13 protein-coding genes and 1 pseudogene are annotated in these 15,778 nt (G+C 61.1%); 8 read left to right on the top strand and 6 right to left on the bottom strand.

Annotation, left to right across the window (positions count from 1 at the left end):
- Nucleotides 1–27 precede the first annotated feature (27 nt).
- From QOU61_RS11445 to QOU61_RS11435, 3 genes are read right to left on the bottom strand one after another with little or no spacing between them, the layout of a single operon-like run.
- On the bottom strand, nt 28–1,158 hold the full coding sequence (locus QOU61_RS11445) for a DSD1 family PLP-dependent enzyme (protein WP_289658433.1): 1,131 nt from the start codon (nt 1,156–1,158) through the stop codon (nt 28–30).
- Between the two features lie 41 nt (nt 1,159–1,199).
- Nucleotides 1,200–2,201 (bottom strand): LLM class flavin-dependent oxidoreductase, encoded by a 1,002-nt coding sequence (locus QOU61_RS11440; RefSeq protein WP_289658432.1) that lies wholly within the window; start codon nt 2,199–2,201, stop codon nt 1,200–1,202.
- Between the two features lie 51 nt (nt 2,202–2,252).
- Nucleotides 2,253–3,437, bottom strand: coding sequence for a M24 family metallopeptidase (locus QOU61_RS11435; RefSeq protein WP_289658431.1), 1,185 nt, complete (start codon nt 3,435–3,437; stop codon nt 2,253–2,255).
- Between the two features lie 198 nt (nt 3,438–3,635).
- Between QOU61_RS11435 and QOU61_RS11430 the strand changes: the two genes are divergently transcribed.
- The 7 genes and pseudogenes from QOU61_RS11430 to QOU61_RS11405 all read left to right on the top strand — a co-directional run bounded on the left by QOU61_RS11430 (nt 3,636) and on the right by QOU61_RS11405 (nt 10,491).
- Complete coding sequence (locus QOU61_RS11430; RefSeq protein ID WP_289658430.1) at nt 3,636–4,505, top strand: FAD binding domain-containing protein; 870 nt, start codon at nt 3,636–3,638, stop codon at nt 4,503–4,505.
- 32 nt (nt 4,506–4,537) lie between these two features.
- Complete coding sequence (locus QOU61_RS11425) at nt 4,538–4,990, top strand: (2Fe-2S)-binding protein (protein WP_502876915.1); 453 nt, start codon at nt 4,538–4,540, stop codon at nt 4,988–4,990.
- Nucleotides 4,987–6,117, top strand: a pseudogene (locus tag QOU61_RS37190) (xanthine dehydrogenase family protein molybdopterin-binding subunit); the annotation flags it as partial. The gene QOU61_RS11425 and the pseudogene QOU61_RS37190, both read left to right, overlap by 4 nt.
- A gap of 6 nt (nt 6,118–6,123) precedes the next feature.
- Nucleotides 6,124–7,296, top strand: coding sequence for a xanthine dehydrogenase family protein molybdopterin-binding subunit (locus QOU61_RS37185; protein ID WP_354142537.1), 1,173 nt, complete (start codon nt 6,124–6,126; stop codon nt 7,294–7,296).
- The gene (locus QOU61_RS11415) at nt 7,293–8,303 is read left to right on the top strand and encodes an LLM class flavin-dependent oxidoreductase (protein ID WP_289658426.1); all 1,011 of its coding nucleotides are present in this window, start codon (nt 7,293–7,295) and stop codon (nt 8,301–8,303) included. Before QOU61_RS37185 ends, QOU61_RS11415 begins: the two co-directional genes overlap by 4 nt.
- Before the next feature lie 172 nt (nt 8,304–8,475).
- A complete protein-coding gene (locus QOU61_RS11410) occupies nt 8,476–8,943 on the top strand; it encodes a tripartite tricarboxylate transporter TctB family protein (protein ID WP_289658424.1) in 468 nt (155 codons plus the stop codon).
- A complete protein-coding gene (locus tag QOU61_RS11405) occupies nt 8,944–10,491 on the top strand; it encodes a tripartite tricarboxylate transporter permease (protein ID WP_289658422.1) in 1,548 nt (515 codons plus the stop codon).
- A 138-nt stretch (nt 10,492–10,629) separates the two neighbouring features.
- Here QOU61_RS11405 and QOU61_RS11400 read toward each other — a convergent pair whose 3' ends face one another.
- Nucleotides 10,630–12,315, bottom strand: a complete 1,686-nt coding sequence (locus tag QOU61_RS11400; protein WP_289658420.1) for a methyl-accepting chemotaxis protein — start codon at nt 12,313–12,315, stop codon at nt 10,630–10,632.
- Between the two features lie 395 nt (nt 12,316–12,710).
- On the opposite strand from QOU61_RS11400, the gene QOU61_RS11395 reads away from it, so the two are divergent.
- Nucleotides 12,711–13,160: a nitroreductase family deazaflavin-dependent oxidoreductase gene (locus QOU61_RS11395; protein WP_289658419.1), complete on the top strand. Its 450-nt coding sequence runs from the start codon at nt 12,711–12,713 to the stop codon at nt 13,158–13,160.
- 254 nt (nt 13,161–13,414) lie between these two features.
- Here the strand turns inward: QOU61_RS11395 and QOU61_RS11390 are convergent, their stop codons facing one another.
- Nucleotides 13,415–14,284, bottom strand: coding sequence for a carbon-nitrogen hydrolase family protein (locus QOU61_RS11390; RefSeq protein ID WP_289658418.1), 870 nt, complete (start codon nt 14,282–14,284; stop codon nt 13,415–13,417).
- 68 nt (nt 14,285–14,352) lie between these two features.
- A complete protein-coding gene (locus QOU61_RS11385; RefSeq protein ID WP_289658416.1) occupies nt 14,353–15,750 on the bottom strand; it encodes a dihydroorotase in 1,398 nt (465 codons plus the stop codon).
- Nucleotides 15,751–15,778 lie beyond the last annotated feature (28 nt).

Genomic DNA, 15,778 nt, shown 5'->3' with positions numbered 1-15,778 from the left:
GAAGAGCCGCGCCAAATATCGCGGCTTCTACAGCTCTGTGGGGCTCGACGCCTTGCTCGCACCATAACGCGCCCCAATCGGCCATCTCTGTACCTTCTGCCCGTCGATGACGTGATAGCAGGCATGAAGATTGACGGTCGGGTCGCAGTGGCTGGCGCCGAGCAACACCCGCTGGCCGAGCGAAGCCGGCGCAGCGTCCTTCGGAAGCGTGAGGATCCCGTGCTCGTCGCCGGCGAAGCGGTAGATCGCGCCGTGGGCGACACCGTGCATGCTGCACGGTGGTGGCCCGTTCGTCGCAAGCGCTTTGGTCCCAGCGTCCACCGTGACCTCGTTCGGCCGGTTTACCGAGACGACGGTGGCCATGACGAACAGGCTTGGCTCGAACGGCGGACCCGAGCCCGCCTCGTCGACGATGCGCGAATAATCGGAATCCATGAAGATATAGGATCCGACCTGAAGCTCGCTGTAGGGACCAGCTTTATCCTGGTCGTGCGTTCCCGTCCCGCTTCCGGTGATGATCGCTGCGTGAAGATTCACCTCCGCCAGGGCGGCGGCAAACTCCCTGAGCATGTCCGCAGCCTTCCCGGCCGCCGCTCGTCGAGCAAGCGGTTCAGGAATGTGCTGCGCATTGCCTGCAAAGCCCTGAATGCCGGCGAATCGAAGTTGGGGATAGGAGGCGATCGCGCGGGCCAAGGCCACTCCCTCAGCGATATCTGTAACGCCGGTACGCCCCTGTCCGACATCGGTATCGACGACAACAGCGAGAGGCGGATGGTCGAGCGCGACCACGTCGGCAGCAGCCCGAACCTGCTCGACATGATCGACCGTAATCTTGAGCGGACTTCTTCTGTTGAGAGCTGCCAGACGGGCGAACTTGGCGGGATCGGCCACCGGCGCGGTCAGCAGCACGTCGGGCAGGCCGGCTGTGACGAGCATTTCCGCTTCAGTGACCGTCGCGCAGGCGATGCCGATTGCCCCTGCTTCGATCTGGAGGCGCGCGATCTCGATGGACTTGTGAGTCTTGGCATGCGGCCGCAGCTTCACACCCGATCGCCCGGCGATCGCTGCCATCCTTGCGATATTGCGCTTGAGCGCTGCCAAATCGACCACCAGCGCCGGCGTGTCGACCTCACGGAGTACGATATCGAATCGAAGCACGAGGGGCGCCCGCTAACGACAACTATGCGCAGGTTCTGCACTCATTTGATATGCGGCATGACCTCTTCGGCAAACCATTGCATCTGCTCGATCAGCTCGGCCTGCGTGTTGACCGCAACCGCCATGGCGGCGCAGTGATCAACGCCCATGGCCTTGAGCTGATAGATTTTCTCGACGATCGACTGCGGCGAGCCCACCAGGTTTGCGCTCACTTGATACGCCGGATCTCGGCCGGTATGCGCCAGCGAGACCCGATGCGCCACGAGGCCGCTCTTCATGTAGGTTTGTTCGGCGGCTTCCTGGGTCTTGCCGACCAGCAGCGAGAATTGAGGCGCAATCTCGATTTCCTTCGGATCGCGTCCGGCCGCTTCCGCATGCTTGTGCAGCATCTGGATCCGTTCGGCCACCTCGTGGAACGGCCTCCAGCCCGGAAGCCACCCCTGTCCGATTTCGGCCGCCCGTTCGACCGCCTTGATGTTGTGACCGCCGATGTAGAGCGGGAACGGGCTCTGCAGCGGCTTCGGAAACATCTCGATGTTCCGGTAGGAATAATATCTTCCGTCGAACGACGATACTTTTTCGGTCGTCAGCTTGTGGAGGATCTGAAGGCCCTCGTCCATCATGTCGCCGCGGTGGGGACTCGGATAGCGATTGCCCACCCAGGACTCGAATTCCTCGCGATATGCGCCGAGACCGACCGCAAGCATGAAGCGGCCACCAGACATCTGGTCGATCGTCGCGACCTGCTTGGTGAGGTAGACAGGCTCCCGGTTTGGCATCACCAAAAGCGCCGTGCCGACACGAAGCTTCGTCGTCGCCTGGGCAATCATCGCAAGCGTAATCAGGACGTCATAAAAGTTCGGCGAGTCCTTGAAGTGATCGCGCACATAATTTGGCGGCGTAATGTGATCATTGCCCCACACCGAGTCGAATCCGAGCTTCTCGGCCAGCTGGCCCTGCCGGATCAGATCTTGCGGCGTGCAGAAGTTCACGGGATAGACGAGGCCCTCATATCCCGTGGAAAGGCAAATCGAGAACTTCATGGCTCGCGCGCTCCTCGCTTGTCAGGACGGCCGCTGATCGGCGATGGCGTCCTAAAGAATTCTTAAAGCTGTAGGAAGGGACATGAGCGACTCGGCGCCGTGCTTGGTCACCCTGACCATGTCTTCCACCTGCAGCCCGGCGAAGCCTAGTTCGTAATACGGCGTTTCGACGCAGATCACCATGTCTTCTTCCAGGACATCGATCGAGCTCTCAGCGATATTCGGCGGATCGTATCCGTCCACGCCGATGCCATGCCCGACGTGACTGCGCGCGAAATGCGGAATGCCTTCCCGCTGAACCGTGGCGACGATCTCCTTGAAGAGGTCGGAGACCTTGAGGCCCGGCTTGATGATGTCGTATCCGCGGAGCACTCCTTTTTCGACCGCCGCGTAGTATTTACGGACCTTCTCCCCGGGATCCCCCAGCGCTGCGCCCCGGGACATGTCGGAACGGTAGTGGCGGTAGCGCCCCCCCACGTCGAAGCGGATGAGATCGCCCTTCTTCAGCTTCCGGTCCGACGGCTGCACATTGATCATCGCACTGCGGTTGCCGAACCCGATGCAGCCGACGACCGGCGCCGCGTCGTTCTCGGCCAGATAGGCATTGAACTTCCGCAGCATTTCCCGTTCGGTCACACCTTCCTTTGCGATCGATAGCGCCGCATCGATCGCTCCCTCGGTCACGCGCGCCGCATGTTTCAGGATCTCGATTTCCGGAGCGGTCTTGATGGCGCGGACGCGCTCGAACAGCGAAAAGCAGCGCACGAACTTCACGTCAGGGAGCGCGGCCCTCAGTTGGTCCATGCACTGGGGCGTGATACCCATTTCATCGATGCCGACCGTTCCGCGTTCGATGCCCTGTTCCTTCATCGCGCTCACCAGCGCGTCGACCGAATCCTTGTAGGCCCTGCTGCCGAACAGCCGGCGCTGAAGTTGATCAGCGTCGTCGAGTTGAGCGGATGCATCGGTATCAATCTGGAAATAGCCGTATCTGCGGATGTCGGTGATCCACGGCTCCTGGTCCGGGACCAGATCGAGAAGGCCGGAGTTCACGACGATGCAGGGTTCGTTGCCGTCGCCGGGAAACAGCACGTACGCCTGGGGACCGCGCCGAACCCACTGCGACATCGCCCAGAAGCCGCTGAGATAGGTCACGTTCTCCGCGCAGGTGGCGATGACGGCGTCGAGGCCGTCCTTTTTCATCAGCGCCCTCAGCCGGGGAATGTTCGCCAGCATGGTCCCAACCTTTCAACGAGGTCTGTTCCAGATATAAGAACAGCGTTTCAGTAGGTTGGTCCGCCGCATGCTTTCTGTCAACAAGGAACGGAAATTGACACCCGAAATTCGCGATGTCATTGTCGATCGAAACACCGTTCTGATTATCGGTACGCTGCGGATGATGGTCTGTGCTGCAAAGCCGGGAGTGGACCTGACGTGAAGCTTCCCCCTCTCCGTTATTTGGCACCGCAGTCGCTCGACGAAGCCATCGCGCTTCTGCAAGAGCACGGTGCGGATGCCAAGCTGTTGAGCGGGGGACAAAGCCTGATGCCGATGCTGGCCTTCCGCCTGGCATCATGCAGCATCCTCGTGGATCTCAAGCTCGTTCCCGGACTCGACGGGATCGCCGTCAGCGCGCACGGCGTCGAGCTCGGCGCCAGGGTGCGTTGGCGCGATATCGAGCGGGATACCCGTTTGCCCATCGCTCACCCGCTGCTCTCGACGGCCGTCAAGCATATCGCCCACTACGCGATACGGAATCGGGGCACGGTGGGCGGCAGCCTGGCGCACGGCGATCCGGCATCCGAACTGCCGGCCTTGGCGGTTGCTTGCGACGCAACGATCGATGTCGTCGGACCTGCAGGCCGAAGGTCGTTGCCGGCGCGCGACTTCTTCCTGTCGCCTCTGACAACCGCGCTCGAGCCGAACGAAATCATCGTTTCGCTGCGTCTTCCGCCCTGGCCGAAGACGCGCAGCTTCGGCTTCCAGGAATTCGCGCGCCGCAGGGGCGACTTTGCGATGGCGGGCGCGATCGTCTTCTTCGACAGGGACGAGGAAGGGCATATCCGTTCACCCCATGTTGGAGCTTTTGGCGTCGCCGACACGCCTGTGCGGCTAACCGAAGCCGAGAGCTTTCTCCTGGGCAACAGCGTGAGCTTGCGCATGTTCGAGGAAGCAGCCGCGCTTGGTGTTCGCGGCATCGAAGTGCGGAGCGACATTCACGCCGATACCGACTATCGAAAGGCACTGCTCGAAACCCTCATCAAGCGTGCGTTGATCGACGCAGCCGAACCGCCAGGCCCATGACATCGGAAACAGTCACACTCACCATCAACGGCGTGAAGACCAGCCTGAATGCGTCGTCCCGGATGACGCTCGCGGACGCCTTGCGAGACGTCGCCCGCCTCACCGGAACGCACGTCGCATGCGAGCACGGCGTTTGCGGGGCGTGCACCGTCATCATCGACGGGCTCGCCGTGCGCTCCTGCCTGATGCTCGCGGTTCAAGCGGCGGGCAGCGAGGTTGTAACCGTCGAAGGCCTGGCCCGCAAAGGCGAGTTGTCGGCGCTGCAGGCTGCCTTCAGGAAGCATCACGCCGTCCAGTGCGGCTTCTGCACACCGGGGATCCTGACGACCATGCACGCGCTGCTGGAGGAAGAGCCGGGCGCGGATGAGGAACGAATCCGTGAGGTCCTTTCCGGAAATATCTGCCGCTGCACCGGCTACGTCCAGATTGTCGAAGCCGTGATGGAGGCGCGTGCGAGCTATTCCCGCATCGGGTCGCCGACATGACGAGACCCAACGCCTATATCGGCAGTCCGATCGATCGTATCGAGGATTTGCGCCTGCTTGCGGGTGCCGGCACCTATGTCGGCGACCTCAAGCCTGAAAACCTGCTCTATGCTACCGTTCTTCGAAGTCCGATTGCGCATGGGCGGATCAGGAAGATCGCGACCGCGGCGGCGCGGTCGTTGGCTGGAGTTGCAGCCGTCATCACCGCAGCCGAGATCGGCGAGATTCCCGTCATTCCTGTTCGACAACATGGCAAGCCAGAAGGCGAGCCGTATCGGCAGCCCGTGATCGCCTTCGAGAAGGTCCGCTATGTCGGTGAACCCATCGCCGTCATCGTCGCCTCGGAACAGTGCATCGCGGAAGATGCCGCCGAGCTCATCGAACTTGAAATCGACGAATTGCCCGCGCTGGCTACCCATGAGGAGTCGGCGGCGAACCGCACACTTCTGTTCGAGAAAACCACGACCAACCTTGCGACCTCCTTCTTCGCCCGGATGGGCGATGCGGATACGGCCTTCGCGACGGCCGATTACCGGCGAAGAGAGAAGTTCAGCGTTCAGCGCCATACCGCTTCGCCGATGGAGACGCGCGGCCTGCTGGCCGAATGGGGTCCAGAGCATCAGCGGATTGTCGTCAGCGGCGCGACCAAGGTTCCGTTTTTCAATCGGCGCGTCCTCGCCGAAATGCTGAAACTGGAGCCGTCGCAGGTCGACCTGATGGAGGTTGATGTCGGCGGCGGCTTTGGTGCGCGAGGCGAATTCTATCCTGAGGACTTCCTCATTCCTTTCGCGGCGCGCCACGTCGGCGGAAGGGTCCGCTGGGTCGAGGACCGTCGCGAACATCTGATGGCGACGAACCATGCCCGCGAGATGTACGCGGATCTGGAAATCGCCTGTCGCGCCGACGGTACCGTAATCGGAATCCGGGGACGTATCGACGTCGATCTCGGCGCCTATGTAAGAACCAACGGCTTCACCGCGCCGCGCAACGTCGTCCAGTTCGTTTCCGGTCCCTATCTTGTTCCCAACATCCGGATCGACGCCCATTCCTACCTGACCAGCAAGACGCCAACCGGCACCTATCGCGGGCCAGGCCGCTACGAATCGAGCTTCTTCTGCGAGCGGCTGCTGGATATGGCCGCCCACGATCTCGGCATCGATCCGGCCGAACTACGCTTGAGGAATTTGATTCCGGAAGATCAGCTGCCGCGCCCGCTGGCAACCATGGCAGGTCTCGATCGAACCTGGCAGACGGAGCTTGACGGCGGCGCCTATGGCATCATCATGCAACGCTGCCTTGACGAATTCGGCTGGGAGAAGAAGAAGAAGGTTCAGGGCCGGCTGATCGATGGCCGTTATCATGGCATTGCTGTCGGCAACTTCGTCGAGGGCGGCGCCGGCGGGACTTTCGAGAATGCCCGGATGACGGTCGAAGCGGACGGAACCGTCACGGTCGCGGTCGGCTCTACGGCGCTCGGACAGGGCCTCCAAACGGTGTTGAGCCAGATCGCTGCCGACGCACTTTCTCTGCCCATCGAACGAATTAGGCTCCTGCACGGATCAACCACGCTGGTGACACAGGGTTTTGGATCGTTTCATTCACGCTCCACCGTGATGGGAGGTTCTGCCATTCTGCTGACGGCTGACGCGCTTGTCGCCCTGCTGCGCGAGAAGGGCGCGAAGCATTTCGGCTGCGAACCTGGCGATGTCACGGTATCTGACGGCCATGTCCGGCATGAAAAGGGATCGATCGACATTTCCGCGTTTGCCGGATTGCAGGTCGAACAGCAATTCGAAAATCGCAAGCTGACTTACAGCTACGGGACCCACGCGGCACATGTCTCCGTCGATCCCGGTACCGGTCATGTGGAGATCGTCGACTATGTAACGGTGGACGACGTCGGCCGTGTCATCAATCCAGCGACGCTTCACGGACAGATTCTCGGCGCCATCGTCCAGGGATTGGGCAGCACCTTCCTGGAGCACTTGCAATACGACGAGAACGGGCAGTTGCTGACCGGCTCGCTCGCAGACTATCTTTTGCCGACTGCGACCGACTTCCCCAATATCCGCGGCATTTCAGTCGGCCTTCGGCCCTGTCCAAATAATCCGCTCGGGGCGAAGGGCGCCGGCGAAGGCGGCTTGATTCCGGTCGGAGGTGTGATTGCCAATGCCGTCGCGGCCGCGCTCCGCTCGATGTCGATCGAACCGCGAGATCTGCCTTTGTCGCCATCGCGTGTCTGGAGACTAATCCGGCAAGCGACGTCGTCGAACCAAAACCACGAGACAAGCGTGATATCGCGATGAGCGACATTCCCAGGATCAGCATACGGCTGGACGGCTCGATGTCGCCACGGCAGTGCGTCGAACTGGCGACCGAAGCCGACAAGGCAGGCCTTTCCGGCGTCTGGTTTGCGGAAAATGCTTTTGCGCGAGGTATCTGGCCGGCGGCCGCTGCTTGCGCGGTCGCAACCAGGCGCATCCACATTCATGCCGGCGTGTTCAACCCGTTCAATCGCCATCCAACGATGATGGCGATGGAAATCGGTGCTTTCGACGAACTGGCGAACGGCCGGGCCAGTATCAGTATCGGGGCAGGCATCATCTCGGCATCGGCCAAGCTAAGCATCGATGCCGAAAAGCCCGTTCCGGCGCTTCGAGACGCGCTCGTCATTTTGCGCGGGCTGCTCAATGGCGAAGAAGTCAATTACGTCGGCCAACGCTTTTCGGCGAAGAAGGTCAGGCTGGACTGCAAGCCGTTACGGGATATTCCAATCTTTTTGGCCGGTCGCGGCGATATGACAATCAAACTAGCCGGCGCAGCCGCAGATGGGCTGCTGGTGTCCAACATGTGTTCAGCAGGCTACGCCGGACGCTCCGCGGAATTGATGCGCTCCGCGCGCTCCCAGGCCACAGGCGGCCGTGTCGTTCAGTACATGCCATGCATCGTCAATTCGTCATCGTTGGTGGCGCTGAGAGACGCAAAACGCATTGTCGGAGAAATGGTCCCGCGTTTTTGGACGCTCGGGCAAAAGGTTCCATCGGCGAAGGAAGCGCTGCTGCTGGGGACGACAATCGAGGAGAACGAATTTGCCGAGGCTGCGGATCGTATCAACCGCGGTCAAGATCCAGCTGATGTCCTGGATGAACGCTACACCACCGCATTCTCGATCTACGGGACGGCAGAAGAGTGCCTGTTGCTCGCTGGGCGATACAAGAGCGCTGGGGTGGACGAGTTGGGACTGACCTTCATGGGCAATTCCGCCCCCGATGCAATTAGAGCCATCGGTCAGGCGGTTGCGGCGGCCAATTGAAACGAACCCAGATCTTTGCGTCAATCTCGCCGAATCCGGCTTCCAGAACGCCGCGTTCGGCGCCTTTCCCGGTAGGGGCAGCTAACGACTTCTTGATCTACTCGCCTGATGTTGGCCAGCCGGCCGGCCGGCGCCTGGTGATAATGAGAAAATGAACCTCGGAGATGTTGGCGTGCAGAACCTGCTCCAGAAAAAGGATTTCTATGCCGGGCTGGCCATCGTGCTGCTCGGTGCCTTCGTCACCCTGAATTCGATGACCTACAACCTGGGAACGTTCATGCATATGGGCCCAGGCATGTTCCCGTTCATGCTCGGGATTCTGATGACCTTCATCGGAATCCTGATTTTCATTTCGGGACTGATGACGCCGGTCGAAGAAGGCGAACGTATTCTTCCGGAAAGCATGGAGTGGCGCGGCTGGGCCTGCATTCTTGCGGGCCCCCTCATGTTCATCCTCTTCGGCAAATATTTCGGCATGGTAGCGGCCACCTTCATGTGCGTCTTCGTATCGGCGCTCGGCGATCGAACCGCGACATTGAAAGGTTCAGTATTGCTGGCCGCAGGCATTACGGTCGTGGGCTCATTCCTTTTCTCGTACGTGCTGAAAGTGCCTTTTCCACTGTTCCGCTGGGGTTTCTAGATGCTGGCGACCGCTCTTTCCGATCTCTGGTATGGTTTCGGCGTCGCTCTTGAACCCCACAACATCATGTGGTGTTTCATCGGCGTGCTCGTCGGCAATATGGTCGGCGTTTTGCCGGGAATGGGGCCGCTCGCCACGATCTCGGTCCTGCTGCCACTGACGTTTGGCATAAAGCCCGTTGGCGCCATCCTGATGCTGTCGGGCGTGTTCTACGGCGCGCAGTACGGAGGCGCCATCTGCTCGATCCTGCTCAACCTTCCATGCCATCCGCCCCACGCGGTGACATGCCTCGACGGATTCCCGCTCACCAAGCAGGGGCGCGGCGGCGCAGCCCTTGGCATCACGGTGATTTCTTCGTTCGTGGGCGCGTCATGGGGCATCACGGAGATGATTTTCCTGGCACCGCTCCTGGTGAGGGTCGCGCTGGAGTTCGGCCCCACGGAAATCTGCTCGCTCATGCTGCTTGGCCTGCTGGCGGGATCGACCCTGGCGCGCGGGGCGCCGCTCAAGGGCGTCGCCATGACCCTCGTGGGCCTGCTCCTTGGCATTGTCGGCACCGACATCGAAACCGGAACGCCGCGCTTCACATTCGGTTTCCAGGGCCTGTTTGATGGTATCGAACTGGTTGGGCTTGCGCTCGGGCTGTTTGGCATTGCCGAATTCATGAAAAGCGTGAACCAGTACTCCGATATCAATACGCGCTATTCCAACGTGAAGATCAGCGACCTTCGCCCGACCAGGGACGAGTTGCGCCGCTCGATCCCCGCGATGTTGCGCGGCACCATCATTGGCAGCCTGTGTTCGCTCATTCCGGGAACGGGGCCGACGATCGCCTCGTTCATCTCCTATGCGGCCGAGAAAAAGATTTCGAGGACGCCGGAGAAATTCGGCACCGGCATGATTGAAGGTGTCGCCTGCCCCGAGGCGTCAACCCACTCGTCGGTGCAAGGCGACTTCATCCCGACAATGAGTCTCGGGATTCCCGGTGACGCCGTAATGGCTCTGATTCTCGGGGCCTTGATGATTCAAGGCATCGTGCCCGGCCCGCAACTGATCAAGGAACATCCCGACATCTTCTGGGGTCTGATCGCGAGCTTCTGGATCGGCAACATCATGCTGGTCTTGCTCAACGTGCCCTTGATCGGCCTGTGGGTGAAGCTGCTGATGATTCCGTACAAGTATCTCTACCCGAGCGCATTGTTTTTCGTCGCTATCGGCGTCTATTCGACAAATAACGACATGTTCCAGGTCGGAGAAACCGTCGCGATCGGGCTTGTCGGCTATCTCCTGCTGCTGCTCGACTTCCACCCGGCGTGCATCCTCCTGGGATTTGTGCTGGGTCCCCGGCTTGAGGAGAACTTCCGTCGCTCCATGCTGATCTCCCGTGGCGATGTCCTTGTTTTCCTCGAACGTCCGATCAGCGCGTTTTTCCTGCTCCTATGCGCGGTCCTTATCGTGGCGCAGATCTACGTGCGTTTGCGCAAGCCGAAAGCGATCTCGACCCCGGACCTTTCCTCCGCCGCAGGCGAAGCGCTCCCCGGTAGCTGATGGGGCGTCGCCCTGGAATCCCGCGGATGGCGCATTATTCCGCGGGCACCAATACAAGGAGCTGCCTGCAAATGACCCGGGAGTGACGCGCCCGCCATGACCACGGCCGGCCTGTCCGCTCCGGTCAGCCTGCGTCGATCAGGCGGCGCGAACCTCGGCCAGGAAGTTCGCGACCTCGGACTTCAGACGCTCGGCCTCACCGGACAATTTTCCGGCGGTGTCGAGCACGCGGCCAGCAATTGCGCCGGTTTGCGACGCCGCGCCGCGCGCCGTCGAGACGCTTTGCGAAACCTGTTGCGCACCGGATGCAGCCTGTTGGATGCTGTTCGCGATCTCACCTGTCGCGGCGCCCTGCTGTTCCACCGCGGCGGCCACGGCGGTCGTGATTTCGTTCATCTGCGCGACCGTTCCGCCAATCGTCTGGATTGCGCTTACCGCATTTTCGGTCATCGACTGGATCTCCCCGACGGTGACCTGGATCTCCTCGGTAGCCTTTGCCGTCTGGGTCGCGAGCGATTTCACTTCCGAGGCCACCACCGCAAAGCCCTTTCCGGCCTCGCCAGCTCGCGCAGCCTCGATGGTCGCGTTCAGTGCCAGCAGGTTTGTCTGCTCGGCGATGCCGCTGATGAGAGCGACGATATCGCCGACGCGCCTGGCCGAATTCTCCAGATTGGCCATCGTTGAGCCGGCCCTGTTGGCCTCGGCGACGGCGTTCGAGGCAACCTGCGACGAGCGCGTGATCTGGGACGAGATCTCCTGGATCGAGGACGATAGCTCTTCCGTCGCGGTGGCCACCGCGCCGACATTCGAACTGGTGCGCTCCGCAGCGGCGGCGGCCGCCGCCGTCTCACCGTCCGATGTCCTCGCGGCCGCGCCCAGGGCATCGGCGGAACCCTGCATCTCCGTCGTCGAGGCAGCCATCCGGTCGGCTACGCTCTTGACCGAAGCTTCGAACGTGTCGGCCAGCGCCCGCATCGCAGCTTCGCGGTCTCTTGCGGCGTCGGCCTTCAGACGGTCCTGCTCGCTGGCCAGCCGCGTCGCCTCGGCCGATCTTTGCTTGAGCACAGCGACGGCCTGAGCCATGGTTCCAATTTCGTCGCGCCTCTCGACTTCCGGAATGACAACCGCGCCGTCCCCCTCGGCGAGGCGATGCGTGGCGTCGGTGAGTCGCAGTATCGGCCGAGTGATGCGCCGGCCAAGCCAGAAGGCGATCGCAAAGGTCAGGAACGCGACCGCGCCGATCAGCCAACCGGTATCCACGGCGCTGGACCAGGTCGCGGCTTCGACCTCGTCGAGATAGACGCCCGAACCGACCACCCATTGCCAGCCCTGGGTCATTTTGGAGAACGTCGCCTTGCGCAAGGGTGGCGTGTTAGGCGCCTTCGGCCAAAGATAGTAGGTGAAGCCGCCTCCGGTCTCAGCCGTCCTGATCATATCGCGGCCGAAATATGTGCCGTTGCTATCCTTGTTGTCCAGCGACGGGGTGCCTTCCCGATCCTTGAACAGGCCGTTGACCACGATGATGCCGTCCCGTCGACGCGCGATGACATACTCGTTGCCGTCATAGCGAATGGCGCGAAGCACGTCTTTTGCGGCCGCCTGGGCAACCTCTTCGGTCATCTCGCCACGGGCAGCTCGGGCTTCGAACGCCTCGACGATCTTTGCCGCCGCCTCGGTCACCGCACGGGCGCGCGCCTGGTGCTCCTGCAGCGTGACGTTCGCGATGTTCCGGATCGACACGACCCCGGCAACGATCAGGGCGGCCAGCGCGATAACCGGAATAAACAGGATGCGGCTGTTGATGCTGTGAATGGCCTTCTGCACTGGCTTCCGTCCCCCTCGCCGGCGAATCCTTCGCGAATTCACCACCCCGATTTCACGATATGGTTACAAATATGAAAGACCGGCTAACAAGGCGCCTTGCCCCATGCTCGGCCGCGTCATCGGCCAGCGGTATCCGAACCCTAGCGATCCGCGCGCAGGGAGATGGTGTGGTCGGACAATGGGATGGGTGGCCGATCAGGCGCCTCGCCGCTTCCAATTGTCGCGGCCCGCGGCCGGCACCTCACGATCGGGGGTCCGAAATGCCGCAAGCCGGGTTCCTCGCTGAGGCTCATCGAAATCGTTGACGGCTGTCGCGCTTCAGGAGACGCTCAATCGTGTTCGGACGCGTTCAATTTTGGACCGGCCCCTGACCATTCACCCGTGGAGGCCTAGCAATGGCGAAGTATGTTCCAAGTCCCAGTGACTGGGTGCGCGAGCAGGTCGAGCTTTACGAAAGCAGCGGTGGAACGAAAGGCACCACCTTGCGCGACACCGGGCTGCCCGTTGTCATCGTGACGCACCACGGCAACAAGACCGGCGCCATCCGAAAGACCCCGCTGATGCGCGTGAAGGACGGCAATGATTATATCCTGGTGGGGTCGCAGGGCGGTGCACCAACCGATCCCGCATGGGTCCATAATCTCCGCGTCGATCCGAATGTGGAAATTCGGGATGAGACCGTCGTGCAGCCGATGCGCGTGCGTGAGGTCAAGGACGAGCGTGAACGGTCCCGCCTCTGGAAGCTTGCTGTCGCGGCGTTTCCGCCCTACGCCGAATACCAGGAACGCACTGATCGTCGCATCCCCCTGTTTGTTGCAGAACGGAGTGGATCGCCAGCGCCTTAGCTTCCTGCGCGGCGTTATCTGTCTACACCACCATTTTCGACTGGGCCCGATCGGATCGATAAACCACCGGCCGGCGGATCCAGGCGGTGACTTGGTCTGCCACCCACCGACATCGCCAGAATCAAAACCATCCTGAGGCACGCCCTCGATAGACAGCACGGAAAGGCGCCCCATCAGGCGAGAGGCCGCGAGGTCGTCGCACGGCAAGACGTCGTTGTCATTATCGCGGCAGGATCCGACCAGGCACTAGGACGTTAGACCGCTACCAGATCGCCGTAAATTCCGGGACGGCGATCACGCCACCAGGGAAGGCTCGTTTGCGCTGTGCGAACCTCGCCCAAATCCAGCGTGGCAACGATCAACTCCGACTTGTCCTCGCCTCCCTCCGCGATGATCTCTGCCCCGATAGGGCTGACGATCATGCTGCGTCCGATGTGCCTGCGGCCATTTTCGTCACCGGCCCGATTTACCGCCACCACAAACGTGCCGTTCTCGTAGGCTCTTGCTCGCAGCGGCACATCCCATGCCTTGTCCCGCAATTTTGTCTCACCATAAGTGGCCGCGCAGATAGGCATGAACAGTATTTCGGCTCCCTTCACCGCGAGAGCGCGAGAGCCTTCCGGGAACTTGCGATCGTAGCAGATTTGAATTCCGATCCTGACGCCGTTTAGTTCGAACACTGGAAGTTCACTTCCGGGCGTGAAGTAGAACTTCTCGTACGAGCCGGTCCCGCCTTTTAACTCGGAGGGAAAAATGGCTGGAATATGCGTCTTCCTGTAGACGCCCTTAAGCTTGCCTTGCTGATCAAAGACTGCGGCCGAGTTGTAGAAGTGAGACCCATCGCTTTCTCCGAATGGGAAGATCAGCGCCATATTCCGTTGCTTCGCTTTGGCGAGGAGCGGTTGAATCCGTTCATCTGACAAGTTGATGAACCATTTCTCAAAATTCTTCTCCAGACGATTCGGAAAGAAGGGCGTGAGGAACAGCTCGCAGAACGAGATGATTTCGACGCCCCTGCCCGCGGCATCATCAACCATCTTGCAGGCCTCGCCAATTCCAACCGTAAGGTCCTCACTCAAGACGCCAGCAGTTTGTGCGGCGGCCACTGTCACTTTCCTGGACATCCTAATTTCCTGACTCGGCAATGTTGTGCGTTCGGGGTTCGATGTTCGCGCTTGGTCTCTGCTCGACGCTAGCCACGGCCACGCTTTCGATAAAGATATTTGCCGGTACCGACAGCGCTTTCGCATAGCTTGCCGTCGCGGAAGGCGAATCCGCCACGTACGACGGTGTGAACGACGCGCCCCTTGAACTTCCAACCGTCGTATATGGAAAATCCCGCATCTGACCTCATGCTTCGCTCGTCGGCGGTCCACTCCGCATTCAAGTCGACGATCGACAGGTCTGCGTCTTTTCCCACCGCGATCTTGCCTTTTGACCGGCAGCCCATGATTCGGGCGGGATTCGCGCTAAGGAGCGAAGCAATACGGCCGAGGGATATTCCCCGCTTATGATGACCTTCACTGAGCATGACGGGGAGTAACGTCTCGAGCCCCGGAAAGCCGGGCGACGCTTTCCATACGCCGCCCTGCTTTGCCGTCCCCGGTCGGTGCACATGATCCGTCGCAACGGTGTCGATCTGGCCCAGCCTGATTCCGTTCCAGAGCGCTTCCACGTCGCTCCTGGTCCTGACCGGAGGATTGACCTTCGCCTTGATCCCACCGGGCCAATCGACATCGTGAGTGAGATATTGTGTGCACGTTTCGACGGTCAGATCGGCGCCGAGGGCGCGCTGGGCGACGGATGCGGCGAGACCTTCCGCGGACGAGCAATGGACCATATGAACCGGAGCGTCGGCATGTCGCGCGAGCGTCGAAACCCGATGGACTGCCTCGGCTTCCAGGAAGGGCGGCCGTGAGCCACTCCATGCGGCCAGGCCTCCCTTTCCCTCGGGATCGGAAGTCATCAGCCGATCTCGGAACACCCAGGCAGCTTCGATGTTTTCGCAATGAGGGCACAACACTGCCCCGGAAGCGTGAACCGCCTCCGCGAGCCGATACAGGAACCCATCATCTATGTCCGGCAAACCGAGCCGAGCCCCCTCGCCTCCACGATTATACATGAACAGCTTGAACGAGGAGACACCAAACCGTTCTGCGTACATGGGGACGGAGGCAAGCTGCTCTGGCGTCGAAATGACCAGGTGGAAGCCGAAGTCCACCCTCGCACGTTGCTCGCAGATGTTTCGAATCGTTTCAAAGATGCCGTCTTCGTACGGCTCGGACGCTATGACGTACGAGATGAAGGACGTTACCCCGCCAGCAGCCGCTGACGCCGTTTCCGTATCGGCATCGCTTGGGGCCCTGGGGCGAGTAATGTCGTTGCCGTGCCCCAGGTGGATATGTGCGTCTACGATACCCGGCAGGACAGTCAGCCCGCGAATGTCGACGCGCTCTGCTCCACTTCCGATCTCGCCGACCTGAGCTATTTGCGAGACCTTGCCTTCCTTAACACCGATATCGACATTTTCGACGGAGCCGTCGCCCAACACCACCTGACCACCAGTGAAGATAACATCGCATTCTTTCATTGATGTGCTCCGACGCTGCCGACGTCTC

Source organism: Bradyrhizobium sp. NP1, assembly GCF_030378205.1.
Classification (GTDB): domain Bacteria; phylum Pseudomonadota; class Alphaproteobacteria; order Rhizobiales; family Xanthobacteraceae; genus Bradyrhizobium.
Note: the sequence above shows the minus strand (reverse complement) of the source record. Positions and strands in the feature narration are given on the sequence as shown.